18 protein-coding genes are annotated in these 16,803 nt (G+C 61.1%); 7 read left to right on the forward strand and 11 right to left on the reverse strand.

Annotated elements, in window-relative coordinates; genetic code table 11:
* The first annotated feature begins 56 nt into the window (after window positions 1-56).
* Window positions 57-308, forward strand: a complete 252-nt coding sequence (locus C6Y62_RS03060; protein ID WP_173952724.1) for a hypothetical protein — start codon at window positions 57-59, stop codon at window positions 306-308.
* 53 nt (window positions 309-361) lie between these two features.
* Here C6Y62_RS03060 and C6Y62_RS03065 read toward each other — a convergent pair whose 3' ends face one another.
* The 4 genes from C6Y62_RS03065 to C6Y62_RS03080 form a co-directional block, all read right to left on the reverse strand.
* Window positions 362-787, reverse strand: coding sequence for a DUF1178 family protein (locus C6Y62_RS03065; protein ID WP_173952725.1), 426 nt, complete (start codon window positions 785-787; stop codon window positions 362-364).
* Window positions 784-1,653, reverse strand: a complete 870-nt coding sequence (locus tag C6Y62_RS03070; protein ID WP_173952726.1) for a carbon-nitrogen hydrolase family protein — start codon at window positions 1,651-1,653, stop codon at window positions 784-786. Before C6Y62_RS03070 ends, C6Y62_RS03065 begins: the two co-directional genes overlap by 4 nt.
* Window positions 1,654-1,699: 46 nt before the next feature.
* Entirely contained in the window at window positions 1,700-1,957 is a 258-nt protein-coding gene (gene grxC, locus C6Y62_RS03075) for a glutaredoxin 3 (protein WP_068462722.1), read from the reverse strand.
* Window positions 1,958-2,144: 187 nt separating this feature from the next.
* The gene (locus tag C6Y62_RS03080; protein ID WP_246274257.1) at window positions 2,145-2,882 is read right to left on the reverse strand and encodes a ComF family protein; all 738 of its coding nucleotides are present in this window, start codon (window positions 2,880-2,882) and stop codon (window positions 2,145-2,147) included.
* A 152-nt stretch (window positions 2,883-3,034) separates the two neighbouring features.
* Here C6Y62_RS03080 and C6Y62_RS03085 point away from each other — a divergent pair, with 152 nt between their 5' ends.
* Window positions 3,035-3,940 (forward strand): methyltransferase domain-containing protein, encoded by a 906-nt coding sequence (locus C6Y62_RS03085; protein ID WP_173952728.1) that lies wholly within the window; start codon window positions 3,035-3,037, stop codon window positions 3,938-3,940.
* A gap of 88 nt (window positions 3,941-4,028) precedes the next feature.
* On the opposite strand, the gene mutT is transcribed toward C6Y62_RS03085, so the two are convergent.
* The 4 genes from mutT to C6Y62_RS03105 form a co-directional block, all read right to left on the reverse strand.
* Complete coding sequence (mutT, locus tag C6Y62_RS03090; protein ID WP_173952729.1) at window positions 4,029-4,436, reverse strand: 8-oxo-dGTP diphosphatase MutT; 408 nt, start codon at window positions 4,434-4,436, stop codon at window positions 4,029-4,031.
* Window positions 4,437-4,560: 124 nt separating this feature from the next.
* Window positions 4,561-5,094 carry a heme utilization cystosolic carrier protein HutX gene (hutX, locus tag C6Y62_RS03095; protein WP_173952730.1) on the reverse strand — a complete coding sequence of 178 codons (534 nt, stop codon included), beginning with the start codon at window positions 5,092-5,094 and terminating at the stop codon, window positions 4,561-4,563.
* Between the two features lie 17 nt (window positions 5,095-5,111).
* Entirely contained in the window at window positions 5,112-5,471 is a 360-nt protein-coding gene (gene hmuQ / locus C6Y62_RS03100) for a heme-degrading protein HmuQ (RefSeq protein WP_068462732.1), read from the reverse strand.
* A gap of 127 nt (window positions 5,472-5,598) precedes the next feature.
* Complete coding sequence (locus C6Y62_RS03105) at window positions 5,599-7,758, reverse strand: TonB-dependent receptor domain-containing protein (RefSeq protein ID WP_173952731.1); 2,160 nt, start codon at window positions 7,756-7,758, stop codon at window positions 5,599-5,601.
* A 374-nt stretch (window positions 7,759-8,132) separates the two neighbouring features.
* On the opposite strand from C6Y62_RS03105, the gene hemP reads away from it, so the two are divergent.
* From hemP to C6Y62_RS03125, 4 genes are read left to right on the forward strand one after another with little or no spacing between them, the layout of a single operon-like run.
* Window positions 8,133-8,327 (forward strand): hemin uptake protein HemP, encoded by a 195-nt coding sequence (gene hemP, locus C6Y62_RS03110; RefSeq protein ID WP_173952732.1) that lies wholly within the window; start codon window positions 8,133-8,135, stop codon window positions 8,325-8,327.
* A gap of 7 nt (window positions 8,328-8,334) precedes the next feature.
* On the forward strand, window positions 8,335-9,273 hold the full coding sequence (locus C6Y62_RS03115; protein ID WP_173952733.1) for a heme/hemin ABC transporter substrate-binding protein: 939 nt from the start codon (window positions 8,335-8,337) through the stop codon (window positions 9,271-9,273).
* 50 nt (window positions 9,274-9,323) lie between these two features.
* Window positions 9,324-10,361 (forward strand): FecCD family ABC transporter permease, encoded by a 1,038-nt coding sequence (locus tag C6Y62_RS03120; protein ID WP_246274259.1) that lies wholly within the window; start codon window positions 9,324-9,326, stop codon window positions 10,359-10,361.
* A 3-nt stretch (window positions 10,362-10,364) separates the two neighbouring features.
* Window positions 10,365-11,165, forward strand: coding sequence for a heme ABC transporter ATP-binding protein (locus C6Y62_RS03125; protein WP_173952735.1), 801 nt, complete (start codon window positions 10,365-10,367; stop codon window positions 11,163-11,165).
* Window positions 11,166-11,231: 66 nt separating this feature from the next.
* Here the strand turns inward: C6Y62_RS03125 and C6Y62_RS03130 are convergent, their stop codons facing one another.
* Window positions 11,232-11,924, reverse strand: coding sequence for a glutathione binding-like protein (locus C6Y62_RS03130; RefSeq protein WP_173953068.1), 693 nt, complete (start codon window positions 11,922-11,924; stop codon window positions 11,232-11,234).
* 146 nt (window positions 11,925-12,070) lie between these two features.
* Between C6Y62_RS03130 and C6Y62_RS03135 the strand changes: the two genes are divergently transcribed.
* Window positions 12,071-12,331, forward strand: coding sequence for a hypothetical protein (locus C6Y62_RS03135; RefSeq protein WP_173952736.1), 261 nt, complete (start codon window positions 12,071-12,073; stop codon window positions 12,329-12,331).
* 40 nt (window positions 12,332-12,371) lie between these two features.
* On the opposite strand, the gene C6Y62_RS03140 is transcribed toward C6Y62_RS03135, so the two are convergent.
* Window positions 12,372-13,571: an efflux RND transporter periplasmic adaptor subunit gene (locus C6Y62_RS03140; RefSeq protein ID WP_173952737.1), complete on the reverse strand. Its 1,200-nt coding sequence runs from the start codon at window positions 13,569-13,571 to the stop codon at window positions 12,372-12,374.
* 14 nt (window positions 13,572-13,585) lie between these two features.
* On the reverse strand, window positions 13,586-16,786 hold the full coding sequence (locus tag C6Y62_RS03145) for an efflux RND transporter permease subunit (protein ID WP_173952738.1): 3,201 nt from the start codon (window positions 16,784-16,786) through the stop codon (window positions 13,586-13,588).
* Window positions 16,787-16,803: the final 17 nt, after the last annotated feature.

The raw sequence follows: 16,803 nt of genomic DNA on the forward strand, positions 1-16,803 counted from the left end.
CGGATTCGATTCAACTCTCGCGCATCGCCAGCAGGGGAAGTTCGTGGGGGGCTGCGATGAGAGAAGACAAAAAGCAACGGCTGTTCGAGCTGCTGCGATCGAATGAAATTCTGAAAATCAAAGGCTACTCGCTGGCCTATGACGGCGGCGGCATCATTGTCGATCGCGCCGGCCATGTGCATGGCATCTGGAGCCACGATGCGCGCAGCTATACGTGGATCTCACCTGGCAACACTGAGCCGCGCTTCCGCACTGAAGATGTGAGGTCGGCCGTGCTCTATACCGTGGTGGTGCTCGCGCAAACGTGATGAGCGCGCACGAACCCGCCTGTGACGCTCCGGTCCTAGATCCCAGACCAGCGTCAGTTCGCTTCTTCGGGCAGATCCGGCAGCGGAACGATCGCAATGCCTTCTTCCAGAAGACTACGAACTTCGTCCGCCGAAGCCGTGCCTCGGATCGCACGCTGTTCAACTTCGCGATAGTGGATCGCGCGTGCTTCGTCCGGGAAGCGGTCGCCCACGTTTTCCGATTGCGCCTCAACCATCTGGCGCACTTCCCGCATCAACGCGCGAACCTTGGCCGCGGTATCTTCGTTCGGTGAAGGCATTTCTGCAGAACGGCCGCTTACGGCGACATTGGGCGCCATGATCGATTTTTCGACCTTGCGGCTAGCACATACCGGACAGACAACATCGCCTGCTGCCGCCTGGGCATCATATGATGCGCTGGAAGCAAACCACGCTTCAAACTCGTGGTCGCCTGCACACCTGAGACTGTATCTGATCACGTCGCAGCACCGCCCTGACGTGGAGGCGGCGACTTGACCAGATCGAACGGACGATCATTGCGCAGCGATGGCACCTGCTGGCGAATTTGCTCAAGCCGCAGAAGATCGATGTCGGCAACGATAACGCCGGGCTCGACATCGCCCTCGCCCAGAATTTCACCCCACGGCGAAATGATGAGGCTGTGCCCAAATGTTTCGCGGCCGTCTTCGTGCTTGCCGCCCTGCGCCGCCGCGAACACATAGCATTGGCACTCAATCGCCCGCGCCCGCAGCAGTGTATGCCAGTGCGCGGCGCCGGTTGGCCGGGTGAATGCAGCCGGAACCGCCAGGAATTGCGCGCCGCCGTGCGCAAGCGTGCGATGCAGGTGCGGGAAGCGCAGATCGTAACAGATCGTCATGCCCAATCCGCCCCACGGCAGCTGCGCCAGAACCGCAGTTTTACCGGGCTCGTAACTGGCGCTCTCGCGATAGCTCTCGCCGTTCGCGAGATCGACATCGAACATATGGATCTTGTCGTAGCGGGCGACGATCTCGCCTGCGGGCGAAAACAGGATGGAGCGATTTACGGGTTTTCCAGCCTCGCCCAGCAGCGCCAGAGAGCCGATGTGCAGCCACACACCCAGCTCCCGCGCCAGCTCGCCGAAGCGATGAATTGCCGGGTTGTCAGCTTCCGGACGCAACGCATCCGGCAAGCGGGTGCGATCGATCTCCAGAATGTTGGTCATCTCAGGCGTCTGGATGTATTGCGCGCCATCACCCGCCGCCTGCCGGATCAGGGCACACGCAGCGTCAATATTCGGCGCGACGGTTCTGCCCGAACACATCTGCACGAGGCCGACGCGAAACTTCTCTGGCGCGACCGACATCGGATGCCACCTTCGTGAAATTTGGTTTGCTGCCGCCGTCTGATTGCTACACGGCGAGCAATCCGTCCAGCTTGCCGTCGCGGTCGAGGGCATAGAGATCATCGCAACCGCCGACGTGCTGATCGCCGATCCAGATCTGCGGGACCGTATGCCGGCCGCCGGCCTTCTCGCGCATCTGCGCCCGCACGTCCTGCTGGCTGGCGTCGATTTCCTCAAACGCGGTGATGCCCTTCTTGCGCAGCAGCTCTTTGGCCATGTGGCAATAAGGGCAAAAACGGGTGGTATAGACGGTGATCTTTGGCATGGGCTTAAGATGCGTCCCCTTTCATGCGCCCGCCCGCTCTAGAGTCATTCAGCGGTTTCGTTGAAGCACTCTAAGCGACGACGCACCGCCATTTTAATGCTTTCGCGGCGCGGCGCAAATCGCGACGAATACTAGACATTTCCGGAAAAGAATTGCCGCGAACCGGGCAACGGTTTCCTGGGTGATCTCAGGGCGGCAGCAGCGCCTCGTCGGTAACGATTGCCAGCGCCAGAACATCCACCCGCGCGGCGCCGGCATTCTTCAGGGCGCGGGCGCACGCACGGACCGTTGCGCCGGTGGTGATAACGTCATCCACCAGCACGATCCGGGCGCCTTCAAGTTTACCGCGCGCGCTGGCGGAAACCGCGAAGGCGCCGGCGACATTATCGCGACGCTGCACACGCGTAAGCCCCACCTGCGGCTGCGTTTTCCGGCTGCGGACGAGGGCCGCCGGCAAGTACCGCAGCCCCGTATTGCGGGCAATCTCCTGTGCCAGCACCGCCGATTGATTGAACCGACGCCCGAGCAGACGCCAGCGGGTGAGCGGCACCGGGATCAGGGCATCGGCATCTGACAGCAGTTCGGCCCCAGCCGACGCCAGGACACGCCCGAAAAACTGGCGCCCGCCGTGCTGGTCGCGAAACTTCAGGCCGTGCACCAACTCGCGCATGACGCCGTCAAAACGGGCGACAGCACGGGCGCGGTCATATTCGGGCGGGTCGGCAGCCGCTGCAGCGGATATGGCCGGGGCACCGATATCGATGGCGAGCGGGGTGCCGAGGCGGTCGCAAACAGGCTGGCGGATAAAATCGACCCGGCTCCAGCATTGCGCGCACAGCGCCCCGTGCTGGGCGATCGGAGCATGGCAGGCCAGACACAGCGGCGGCACGAGAAAATCCGACACCGCGCGCGCGGCCCGGCGCATCGGCGCAGTTGTGCTATTCCATGCTGCAGACATAGGTTAAGGCCGAAATTCAGCAAGTTGCCATCTCTCCGATGGTAACGTGCCGGCACGCGAGAGGCGACACGCTTTTAATTCGGCCGCACGCAGGGCCGTCATCGATCCGGATTTAGCCGTTGCAATCCCAGCCCGAACCCTCCCGCATTTTCGACCGCCCGCTGCTGGCCCGGCGGCGGCGGCGCTTTGCCGGCCGCGTATCCGAGCACGACTTTCTGCTCCAGCGGGTAGCGGACGATCTGGCCGAGCGGCTGGCAATCGTGCGGCGTACGCTGCCGTTGGCGGCGAATATCGGCGCGCATCACGGCTTGTTGAGCGAACGTATCCGTGGGCTGGCGGGGGTCGAACGGATCATCGATCTCGACCCGGTGGCAGCGCTGCTGGCGCGGAGCCCGGCCGACCTGCGCGTCGTTGCCGACGAAGAAGCGCTTCCCTTCGGCGACGGCACGCTCGACCTGGCGGTGTCGGCGCTGTCGCTCCAGCTCGTCAACGATCTGCCGGGTACGCTGATCCAGATCCGCCGCGCATTGCGGCCGGACGGGCTGTTACTGGCTTCCGTGCTCGGCGGCACAACACTGCATGAGCTGCGCGCGGCTTGGCTGGCGGCGGAGGCTGAAGTTTCGGGCGGCGCATCACCGCGCGTAGCTCCATTCGCCGACGTGCGCGACATGGGTGCGCTGCTGCAACGGGCTGGCTTTGCGCTGCCGGTGGTCGATTCCGAAACCGTGACCGTCACCTATTCCGATCCGCTCAGCCTGATGCGGGAAATCAAGGCGATGGGCGCCAGCAACATGCTTATCGCGCGGCGCAAGACGCCGGTGACGCGAAGCCTGTTGCTGCGCGCAACGGAGATTTACATCGAACGCTATGCGCAATCCGATGGCCGCATTCCGGCGACGTTTGAAATCCTGACGCTGACCGCGTGGGCACCGGACGAAAGCCAGCCTAAACCGCTGCGGCCCGGATCTGCGTCGGCGCGGCTTGCGGAAGCATTAGGCGTGCCGGAACGGAAGCTGGACGAATAGCAGTTGGTATTGCTGCCGACTGAAGCATGGCTCTAGGCCGCGCGCCCCGGCACACACCGCACGCGCATCGCGTTGACTACTGTAGCGGTTAGCGGAGCAGATCACGCAATGCCGGAATGAGCGGCACATCGGCGGGCGGCATCGGATAATCCTTCAGCCGTGTCGCCCTAACCCATGCAAGCTCCTGCCCCTCCAGCGCGGCAACCATGCCGTCCCACTGCCGGATCAGAAACAGCGGCATCAGCAGGTGAAACTTCTCGTAGGTGTGGCTGGCGAAGGTGATCGGGTGCAGGCACTCGGCGCAGACATCAATGCCCAGCTCCTCGAACAGTTCGCGCCGTAATGCAGCTTCCGGCGTCTCGCCCGGCTCCACCTTGCCGCCAGGAAACTCCCACAGGCCGGCCATGTCCTTGCCGGGCGGGCGACGGGTGAGAAGTATCCGATTATCGGTATCGACGAGCGCCGCTGCTGCGACGAGGAGTATGGGCTGGCTCATAAAGCCAGCCCATACTCTAGGACGCGCCTGCTGCATAGGGGAACTGGGAGGTTGCTCCCTTAGGCGGCGCCAAAGGACAGGCGTCGTAGGCCGTCTGCCCAATCTTTTTTTTGCGACCTGCACTTCAGACAGGCCGCGCAGGGTTTACGCCGAGTAGCGCGCGCAGCGCTTCGAACTTCTGCACCTGCTCCGGAATAAGCTCCCGGTTCTCATCACGGCCGACGAAGATCTTGAACACAGCTTCGCCCGCGCCGTTATAAAACTGCACCGACATGCTGATGCGCTTCAAACCGCGTGCAACGAATGCAATAGCCTTGCAGTTGTCAGCCTTGATGTGACCGCCGATCGGGCTGTCGCCATGGATGTTGTAATAGCCATGGCCGAACGTGCCCTGCGGAACCTTGCCGGTGCACTCAAGCACGATATCGCTATTGTGAATGAGGAACAGAACATCGCCCCACGAGGAGATGTCCTGCATGATGTCGGCAAAGGCATCGCCTGAAACGACCACGCCCTGATCGGCCGGCAAATTGCGCACAACCTCCAGCGTGCTGACGCCATATTCGCGCGCGATCTGCTCCAGCAGATCTCCGGCACCGGCGGCGACACGCTCCGCCAGCGGCGGACGTTCAGTTGTGGCGGCTGCAGCGGTTTCCATGATCTCAGCTCCGCCGATTATTCCGCCGCCACGGGCGTCTTGGAGGTGCCGTCGTTCGTCTGCTCCATCAGAACGGTGAAGCCTTCGAATTCCGGATGACCAACATAAAGCGGCTTCACGTCACCGCTGCCCGCGCGTGCATGCGCCTTGCGGAACTGCTCCGACTTGGTCCAGGCCTCGAAGTCTTCCTTGGAGCGCCAGACAGTGTGGGAGGAATAAAGCACATGGTCTTCGCGCTCCGGCCCCTTGAGCAAATGGAACTCAACAAAACCGGGCAGCTCGTGCAGATGCGTCTCGCGCGAAAGCCAGACGTGCTCGAAGTCTTTTTCGGAACCCTTCTGCACCTTGAAGCGGTTCATGGCGATGAACTTGGACATTCTATTTGCCTCCCATGGGCGTGTTGAACTCACATCGGCGGATACATGGTACCCGCCGATGTCGATGCCTAGGTGTCGCTGACATATGCCAACAGGTTTATCACGGCATCAAGCCGAGCCAACCCTGTCAGAACTGCGCGCGCGTGGTGAGAAGGAACGTACGTCCGCGGCCGCTTGCGGGTGACGGGGGGCAAGCTCCCGGAATAAACGAACCGCAAGATGACGACGGCGCAGTACCCAGGATAGGCGTGTACGTCGCGTCGAACACGTTGGTCACCGTGCCACCGAACGTAATGCTTTCCGAGTAACGGTAGTTCGCAAACAGATCCATCAGATCATATCCCGGACTGCGGCCGCTTGCATTTGCTGGGTCTTCAGCACTGGAGACAAAGTACCCACGTGCGCCGATCTCAAGATCCTGATCGAAGAAGCGCAAGCCGCCGGTCAGAACGAGGTTGTTGTCCGGCATGAACTGACTGGCGCCAAACCCCGGCGTCTGCGCCGGAAGCTTGCTATTAAGATAGGTGTAGGTCATGCCAGCAAACAGGAAGCCTGCATCGTAATTGCCCTGCAGTTCAACACCGCTTACCTCGCTGGTGCCAGGAGCATTGCAGAAATAGAACACGGCCCCCATGCAGGTGACGATGTAGTTTTCGATGTCCATATTAAAATAGGCGGCCTTGAAGCCGAACCTGTCGTTCGCAGTGAAGATCCGATCCTGCAGAATATTGGCGCCAATCTCGAAACCTTTGGACACCTCTGCGTTCAGGAACGGATTGGCAATGTAGCTTGCAGATCCGCCGCCAGGATGATCACCGCCGACGAGCATTTCCGTAACCGTCGGTGCGCGCATGGTCTCAGAATACGTGCCGTAGACTTGCAGCCAATCCAGTGGTTTTGCAGCAAGGGTGATCTTCGGGTCGATGCGGCCGTCATTCTTGTCGACCGTATAGGCACCTATTGGCATCGGCCCGCCAGCAGCGATGACCGTACCATTGCCTTCGATGCCATAGAAATCGTATCGCAAGCCGACGATCAGATCGAGAATACCCCGGGAGAAGGTGGTTTCAGAGAACACACCACCAACCGAGTTCTGTCCCGCAGGGTTCACTGCACCTCTCGTGACCCTGAAGTCGTCAACGAAATACTCAACACCGTATGTTGAGCTGACGCGAACGTCTCCCAGGTAGAAGCGGGAGGTATTGGAGATGTCGAAGCCCGCGCCCTTATCTTCGATTTTGCGGCCGGCCTGGGTAGCAACGGCGTTCAGCCCGCGGAGATACGTCATCTCAACGTTGCTGTACTGCACACCCATGTTCAGATTGACGAGCTGATTGTCGGAGGGCGCATATCTGAAGCGCGACGTCACAATGCTCGAGCGTAGATTCTGGTAGTAGGAATTGGCCGAGAAGTCGTTGTCGTAGAACACACCGCCGACGTCGAGGCGCGCTTCCGGCGAGAAGTAGCCATAGCCTTTCACGAGTCCTGAGACGATGTCCTGATCGGTAAACGGCACGGTTTGACCGCTGCCGTTTTTGTAGTTGCTCTGATTTGTTTTCGCGATGGCCGCGGCCACGCCGACACTTTCGGTCCGCATACCGGCAGCAATCATCTCCGACCAGCCAACTCCGTTGCTGCCCCACGACACCGCGGTCAACACGCCGGAATCCTGACCATCCTTGATGATGTCGGAAACGCCTAAAGTGCGGAAGTTTGCAGCACCCGCCAGCGCACCGGCGCCACCGGCGGTTGAGATTGCGCCACGTTGAATATCGATGCCTGCAAGCAGCATCGGATCGACGTAGGTGAAGCCACCGGCTTCATGGCCAAGAAAGCGGAAGTTCTGGCGGACGCCGTCAATCATCATGTTGACGCGGCCCATGCCCTCGAAACCGCGGATATTGACTGCGATGCCAGGATTGCCAGCGCTCTCACGCGTGAACGTGCCAGCTTGTGCGCGCAGTACGTTATCAAGGCGAGTTTGGCCGAACGTGTCGATTTCGCCCACGCCCACCACACTGACGCCAGCGGGTACCGTGTAAGGTATCTCGGAGGCTTGGATGGTGCTCTCGTTTGCAGCCGCCGACGCGTTAAACTGCTGCTGTTGCGGAGGTTGTGTCGCAACAGTAGCCGGAGCTGCCTTCTTCGCCGCTGCCTTCTTCTGTGCAGGCTTCTTTGCCTGATTTCCCTCAACTGTCAGCGGCGGAAGCTGATTTTCCTGAGCGGACGCATCGCTGCTTACATTTACTGCGATGGCAGACACGCCAAGCAGAAGCAAAGCTCGCACAAGCTGCCGTCCGGCAGGAGTACGACGCACCGCGGCTCTGGCCGTGTCTGGCTTATTGCACTCTGAGACAAGTGTGGGCGAGATCACAGCCGCGATCTCGCTCGTAACGCTACGCGCATGCATCATTCCAAGCCCCCAATCAATTTCTAACGGACTGGCTGGCTCGTGCACGCAACGCGTACTGGCGGGCTTGTCTCGTACCGGTGCATTCCCCAAGGACTGCGGGACGCACCACAATCCGGCGTACCGGACTTGTACAAGTTAACGTTTTATGACTATTAAAGTCAAGAAATGTGTTCGGGCGCAAATCTGCCACAAACGCCGCACCGCTCGCATTTTGAGGCCATCTTCAAAAAAGCCATGGAGCGCAGGTCATGAAGGCCGCTGCCAAAGAAGAAACCTATCCCGATGCGGCCGTAGAACATATTACAGGCTCTAAAGGCGAACGCAAAGTACGCGTTGCGGTGACGGATATTCTGAAAGGCGGCCGCGAGGCCATACTTGAGCACGACGGCATGGAGTACCGTCTGCGCATCACCGCCAACGGCAAGCTCATCCTGACAAAGTGAGATATCAATGTTTCGCAGCTATCTGATACGCGCTTGCGCCTCTTCCCTCCTGCTTGCATCTGGCATTGCCCTGTCGGCAACTTCTACGCTGGCCGATCAATCGATCCTGGATGGCAGCGGGCGCGACGTAAAAGTGAGCGACACGTCACGCATTCTCTCCGTCGGCGGCGATGTAACCGAAATTCTCTATGCGCTGCGCGCCGATGACAAAATCATCGCCATTGATTCAACAAGCCAGTTTCCCGGCGACGCGCTGCAGAAGAAGACCGATGTAGGTTATCTGCGCGCACTGTCTGCCGAGGGTGTGCTTTCAACCAATCCTTCAGTCATCATTGCCTCATCGGATGCCGGCCCGCCTCCGGTCATTGAGGTGCTGAAGTCATCGTCTGTGCCTTATGTGGTGGTGCCCGATGACAAGACGCCTGAGGGTGTGGCCAACAAGATCCGCTTCATCGCGAAAGTTGTCGGCCTGGAAGCCGCAGGCGAAGCTCTGGCTAAAGATGTCGAGCGCGACTTTGCGCTGCTGGCAGAGCAGCGCGCCAAGATTACGAAGCCGAAGCGCGCGCTGTTCGTGCTGAGCGTGCAGAGCGGCAAGGCCACCATTGGCGGCGCGGGAACCGGTGCCGATGCGATGATCCAGCTTGCCGGCGCGGTGAATGCCGGAGCTTCGGTGCCGGGCTATAAGCCCATGACCGATGAAGCCGGCGTCGAGCTTGCACCGGACGCAATCCTAACCATGCAGCACAGTGCTGGTGGCATGCCATCCGATCGCATAAAAACCGTCCCGTCACTCGCGGGCAGCCCAGCCATGAAAAATGGCGAGATCATCGAGATGAACGGCCTTTACCTGCTCGGTTTCGGACCACGCTGTGCGCGCGCTGCCCGTGAGCTGATGGCCGCGCTTTATCCCGAGCTGGTGCAGAAGAAGGCGAGCGCTGCCGAATGACGAGTGAAGCGCTTCACCTCTCGGGCAGCCGGGCGGGGAAAACCCACCGCATGAGCCCTGCCCAAGTCATCATTGGCAGCGCTGTGCTCCTGGCTGTTGCAATAGTTGCGTCGCTTTCCCTTGGGCCCACCGGCATCACACTGTCATCGTTGCCGCGTGTGCTCTCCGCCGCTATCAGCGGCACAACCGATGCCACCATCGCCCGCGAACAACTGGTGTTGCTGGATATCCGGCTGCCGCGCACATTGCTCGGCATCTTCGTCGGCGCGAGCCTGGCGATTGCCGGCGCCATCATGCAGGGCCTGTTCCGCAACCCGCTGGCTGATCCTGGCCTCGTCGGTGTGTCATCGGGCGCAGCACTCTTCGCCGTCGCAACCATCGTGCTGGGCAATGGTATTGCCGCGCCGATACTCGCGCCCCTCGGCATCTACGCATTGCCTGTTGCCGCGTTCTTCGGCGGCATGGTGACGACGCTGATACTTGTCACGATCGCCGGACGTCACGGTCAGCTCATGATTGGCACCTTGCTGCTTGCGGGCATCGCGCTTGGTGCTCTTTCAGGTGCGCTAACCGGCCTGCTCGCATACGCCAGCGACGACCGCCAGCTACGCGACCTCACCTTCTGGTCCATGGGTAGCCTCGGCGGTGCAAACTGGCCCAAGATTCTTGCCATACTGCCATTCGGCATTTTGATTGCACTGCTGACGCCGCTGCTGATCCGCGGCCTCAACGGCTTCCTGCTGGGCGAAGCCGAAGCGTTTCACCTGGGCATCAACGTCGAGCGCACCAAACGCATCGCGATTGTGGCCACCGCCGCGTCCGTCGGCGCCGCCGTCGCGATGGCTGGCGTCATCGGCTTCATCGGCATCGTGGTGCCGCATATCATTCGCCTGCTCGCCGGGCCGGATCATCGCGTCGTGCTGCCGGGCAGCGCGCTGTTTGGCGCGGCGCTGCTGCTGTTTGCCGACATCATCGCGCGGCTCATCGTACGCCCGGCGGAGCTGCCCATCGGCATCGTGATGGCTGCGATAGGAACGCCCGTGTTCCTGCATCTGGTGATGAAACGCGGCATCGGCGGCTCGGAGTAGACAATGCTGACTGCACACGCCGCCGCGTTTCAGATCAACGGCAAGACGCTCGTCTCCGACATCAACATGGCGATCCCGCCGGGCAAGCTGGTTGCACTTGTCGGCCCGAATGGTGCTGGCAAATCCACGCTGCTGAAGCTGCTATCGGGCGAGATCAAGCCAACCTCAGGTGCGATCACGCTGGACGGCCGCGCGCTGTCCAGCTTCACCGCGCTGGATCTGTCCCGCCGTCGCGCCGTCGTGCCGCAATCGACGGCACTCTCGTTTCCGTTCAGCGTGCGCGAAGTGGTTCTGCTGGGCGCAACCGTTCCCGGCTTCGCAGAGCCACCGGAGCATATCGAGCGCATGGCGCTGGACTGCCTGCGCACTGTGGGCCTGCTGGCGCTTGAACATCGCCTGTTCACCAATCTTTCCGGCGGCGAACGCCAGCGCGTACACATTGCGCGCGCGCTCTTGCAGCTTGCGATGGCGAAGCGCGCTGAAAACGAACCGGGCATTCTGTTGCTGGATGAGCCGACCGCCAGCCTCGATCTCGCCCATCAGGGCGTTGTGCTGGAAGAGGCCCTGGAGCAGGCGCGCAAGGGGCTTGCGGTTATGGCCATTCTGCATGACCTCAATCTGGCCGCCGTGTTTGCCGACGAACTCGTGCTACTCAGTGCCGGGCGGATAACCGCGCGCGGAACGCCGGCCGAAGTGCTGAAGGACGATGTGTTATCGCGAGCCTATGGCTGCGAAGTGCGCACCAACAGGACGCCATCGGAAGGCGTGCCATTCATTCTGCCGCATTACATCCGCGCGCGCTGACAAACAGAGACGTCATCGCAGCGCTCCCCAAACTGAGGCGCGCTGCGATGATCGCCAGCATCAAAATCAATCGCGCTTGGCAGTCTGGCCGAACAGCACCTGCTTATCCTGCTCCGACATGACCGCGTTTGCATTCACCGTCTCGGCCAGCGCGTATGCCTGCTGCACCGCCGGACGCGCTGCAATGGTTTCCAGCCAGCGCGCCAGATGCGGGAAATCCGCAAGGTTTTGACGCTGCCGCTCGTGCGGTACGATCCATGGATAACAGGCCATATCGGCGATTGAATATTCGCCGGCAATGAACTCGCGATCGGCCAGACGGCGGTTCAACACACCATAAAGGCGGTTCGTTTCCTTCACGTAGCGCTCGATCGCATACGGCACATTTTCACTGGCGTACTGCACGAAGTGGTGGTTCTGCCCCGCCATCGGTCCGAGGCCACCCACCTGCCAGAACAGCCATTGATCCACGTCAACCCTTGCGCGCTCTTCCTGCGGATAGAACAGCCCAGTCTTGCGGCCCAGATACTGAAGAATGGCACCGGATTCAAAAATGCTGATCGGCTCGCCGCCGTCGCCCGGTGAGTGATCGACGATTGCCGGAATGCGGTTGTTGGGTGCGTGGCGCAGAAACGCGGGATCGAACTGCTCGCCCTTGCCGATATTGACCGGGAGCAGGCGGAACGAAACATCCGCCTCCTCAAGAAATATCGTGATCTTGTGGCCATTGGGCGTGGCCCAATAATAGAGATCTATCATGTTTTCCGTTGTCGCTGCATTGATCCGCCGGCGCATCTTATGGGATCAAAACCAGTCGCTTACAACGCCAGCACTCGCAATTGCCCGCTGGTTTCCTTAAATATCGCTGGCGACGCCATCAGCCGCCACAGATTGCGAGGTTTTATATGCTGGTCATCCAGAATAACGGACAAACGACGGTCGTTTCCGGATGGCGTGCATGGCTGCTGTTGGCGGGGCTCGTCATCGGTTCGATCGCAGGACTGATTTTGGCGGCGTTTTTCCTGGTGGGAGCGGCGCTGATAATCGGCATCCTGCTGCTGGTCGCAATTCCGGTTGGCGTCGCGCTCTCGCTCAACAGCAGATGGCGCGGACAGCGCACGTACGTAGAACCAAGCACGCGATTGCCGCCGTACGAAAACCGGTAATCCGCACTGCGCGAGCGCTGGCGCAACTTAGTGGCGTCGCTTACTGGCGCGCCATACCCACCTGCGCTGACGGTTGTGCAATTTCCACCTGATCACCCGGACGCAACAGCGCATTCGGGCTGACGATCACCTGATCGCTTACCGTCAAACCGGCAGCGATCACTACGCTGCCCCCCAGATCGCGCGCAACGCGCACCGTTTTCCATTGCACCTTGCTGTGCGCATCAACCACTGCGACGACCTGCTTGCCGGCGCGCGTCATCAACGTATTTGAAGGCACGTTGACAGCGCCCTTCTCGGCCTCGACGTGGATCGATACCTGCCCATTCAGACCCGCCGGAATTCTGCCCGCAGGGTTATTCATCAGCAGCTCTGCGCGCATGGTGCTCGATGAAGCATCGATCTGGCTGGCAACCCGCACCACTTTAGCTTCCAGCTCCTGCGGCCACTCTGCAAACTGAACCTTGGCCGCAGAACCGGGAACAACGACAAGCGAGGATGACTGCGGCACATCCACTTCAATGCGCAGCTCATCCAGCCTGCCGATACGCAGCAGGTAGCCGCTTTGCTGACCCGACTCGCCCGACACCTTGTCCCCCCGCTCAACGTGCCGCGCGATGATGGTGCCATCGAACGGCGCGCGAATAGTCTGGAAGCCGGCCACTTCCTCCAACCGCTTCACCTCCGCAGCGGCGGCGGCAACGTCGGCCTTGGCAATCAGTTCCGCCGCGCGCCTTTCATCGACCGTCTGCATCGACGTGTGCCCCTTGCCGACAAGACTTTCCGAGCGTTCAAGGTTCACGCGCGCCAGCGTCAGCCTAGCCTTTGCCTGATCCACAGCCGCACGGGCACGGCGTAGCTCCTGCTCCACCTCCGGCGCATCGATGACGATCAGCACATCGCCGGCCTTGACCTTGTCGCCAATGTCGACCCGGCGTTCCGACACGATGCCACTGGCACGCGACGACAGCAGCGCCTGCTCGACCGGCGCTGTCCGGCCGGACAGCGTCAGCACAACAGATTCAGGCGCCGCCACCGGCGCGATCACGCGCACCTCGCGAACCCGCTGCGCATCGGCCTTTGTCTGTTGCGCCGGGTTGGCATGCGCGTTGTTTGCCAGCCCCGCATAACGCAGCGCATCGGCCAGCAACGCACCGTTATCGGCGCGCGTGAACACGTAAACACCGGTGCCGCACACCGAAACCACCGCAAGCGCGATCGCCAGACGTTTCAGGCCCATGACTTGCTCCATCCTCATTCCGCCGGGACGCCGCTGAGCGACGTAGGTGCGATTTCCTGTTTCTGACCTGAGTGATGATCGCTCGCCGCCTGCTTGCGTCGACCAATGCCGGCCAAAGTCGCAAACAGAAACGGAACGAACGTCAGCGTCGCGCAGGTGCCGAAGATGAGTCCGCCGACTACCGCACGCCCGAGCGGCGCATTCTGCTCGCCGCCGTCACCGTGACCGAGCGCCATCGGCAGAATGCCGACGATCATCGCCGTCGCCGTCATCAATACCGGTCGCAAACGCGTGCGCGCAGCCTCTATCGCGGCCTGACGTGGCGCTATGCCTTCAAGCAAAAGGTCACGCGCGAAACTCGTCACCAGAACGCTGTTTGCGGTCGAAACACCGATCACCATGATGAGGCCGGTCAACGCCGGCACCGAAACCGCTGTGCCCGTCAGCAGCAACGCGAACAATGCGCCCGATATCGCCACCGGCAATCCACCCATGGCGATGGCCGGCATGATCCACGACTGGAAGTTCACCACCATCACCAGATAAACGAAGATGGACGCCATCAGCAGACCGCCCAGCATTTCCGCATAGGCCTGCTGCATAGATTGCGCTTGTCCGGCGATGACGATGCGGTTGCCGGGCTTCAGGCGCGCGCGCGCCTCATCGACCAGCGCAGCCACATCGCCATAGACGCCGCCGAGATCGCGCCCTTCCACATTCGCAAGAATGGTGATGGTGGGCTGCAGTGTCGTGCGATCGATGTTGGCCGCAATTTCGCGCATCTGCAGCGATGCAAATGTACGCAACGCAACCGGCTCACCGCCAGCCGATGGGCGCACGGGCGTATTCAAAAGCTGCTCAAGCGAAGTGAGATTGGCCGGCGGCGCCACAACCTGCACCGTGTAGGCCGCGCCTTGCTCGGGGTCTGACCAGAAGCTGGGCGACACCGTTCCCGACGCGCCGAGCGCAGCCAGCAATGCAGTGGCGGCATCCTGCGGTGTTACACCAATCTGCAACGCGCGCACGCGGTCGATTTCGAGATAATATGACGGCAGGTCCGTCACCTGTCGCTGAGCGACATCCACTGCGCCAGGAATATCGTGCATGCGCGTCATGAGCTCGTGCGCGATTTCGGCATTGCCTGCACGATCGCGACCGATGAGGCGCACCTCAATCGCCGTTTGTGCCGAACCCGCCAGCGTTTGCGAGGTTGCATCGGCAGGCCGGAAATACGCGACCATCTGCGGGAATTTCTCCGTCAGCATCTGACGGATCTTGCGCACGTACATCTCCGTGGGTGCGTGCGCATGACTGAGCTGCACCAGCATTTCGCCATCGAACGAACCGATCACGCCGCTTTCAACCCAGCCGAGATTGATCGGTTCAGGGCTGCCAATATTCTCGGCGATGAACTCCACCTCGTCGGGCGGAATGATCTCCAGTATCTCGCGCTGCACGTCGGCGAAACGCACGGCCGTCTCTTCCAGCCGCAGCCCCGTTTGCGCGCGCAGATAAATGCGGATCATGCCCGCGTCGGTTTCTGGGAAGAACTCGCGCCCGAGATTTGCGGCCGACCAACCGCCAAGGCCAAGCGCCACCACAAGCCCAGCGAGCGGAATAAACTTCCAGCGCAACAGCAGCGCGGCGATGGCTGCGATCATACGCTCTAACGCGCCCAGCAGCTTGTCGACACCACGCGCAATGAAGCCGAACAAGCCGCCCGGCGCGTGATGGGGACCGGCATGAAGCATCAGCGAAGCCAGCGTCGGCACCAGCGTGCGTGACAACACATATGACGCGATCATTGCGAACACGACCGCCAGCGCCAGCGGCACAAATACGAAGGCGGCCGTGCCGGTGAGCAGGAACAACGGCGAAAACACGATGCAGATCGAAAGCGTCGAGACGAACTCCGGGAACGCCACCTCGCTGGCGCTCTTGAGGATCGCTTCATTCAGCGGCAATCCCATTTCGAGATTGCGGTTGATGTTTTCGATCTCGACCAGCGCGTTATCGACCAGAATACCGATGGCCAGCATTAAGCCGCCCAGCGTCATCAGGTTGAAGGTGTTTCCGGTTAGCGCCAGACCGGCAATAGAGGCCAGCAATGCCAGCGGAATTGACGTCAGCACGATAAGCGACGAGCGCCAGCTGCCGAGAAACACGAGCACCACAAGCGCAACCAGCAGGCCAACGATCACGGCCTCGACCATCACGTTGTTGATCGCATTGACGACAAACACCGACTGATCGAACACCGGCGCAATCGTGATGCCTTCGGGAGCCGCGGCGCGCAGCTCCGGCATGCGCGCATGAATCTGTTGCACGATGTCGAGTGTCGATGCGTCGCCCAGCTTCAGGATCTGCACGATCACAGCGTTCTGGCCATCGAGCCGCGCAATGTTGGTCTGCACCGCCTGACCGTCGCGCACGCTGGCGACATCGGAAACGCGCACCACCCGGCCATCCACCGAACGCAACGGAAGATCGGCAAAATTAGCCACCGTCTCCGGACTTGCATTGGTGGTGATGGTGATGTCGCGTTCATCGACGCGCAGCGAACCGGAAGGCAGCGTCAGATTTTGTGTTGCCGTTGCGCGCGCAATATCGCCGGCGGAAATGCCGTATGCCTGCAGCGCCTCGGGCTTCAGATCGATCATGACCTGCCGCGAAGCACCACCATACGGCAGCGTCAGGCGGATGCCGGGTATCGACTGTATCTGTGCGCGCAACGCGAGACGCGCGTAGTCATAAAGCGCGCCATCGGTGAGCGTATCAGAGGCAAGCACAAGCTGGATGATCGGCACACTCGACGGCACATACGGCACGATCAGCGGCGGATTTGTGCCGGGCGGCATACGGCGCAGAATGGTCTGACTGACGGATGTTACCTGCGCGAACGCATCCGTGACATTGGTGCCCGGCTGAAACGTGACTCGCACGATGCCGACGCCATTCACGGTTTCGGAGCGCACCTCGCGGATGTTGTCGACATTATTCATCACCGCAAGCTCACTGAACGACGTCAGCTTGCTGGCCATCTCCTGCGGATTAAGGCCCTGATAGGTCCAGATCAGATTTATGGCCGGAATGTTCACCGCGGGCAGGATGTCGGTCGACATGCCGCGTCCGCCCAGCCCGCCGAGCAACAGCAGTAACAGCGCCAGAACGCCGATGCTGTGGCGATGGCTCAGCGCATATCTCACGATCCACATGGGCCGTTCTTCCGTGT

Origin of the sequence: Hyphomicrobium sulfonivorans (assembly GCF_013306565.1) — a bacterium.
In the GTDB taxonomy this organism is placed as follows: Bacteria; Pseudomonadota; Alphaproteobacteria; order Rhizobiales; family Hyphomicrobiaceae; genus Hyphomicrobium_A; species Hyphomicrobium_A sulfonivorans.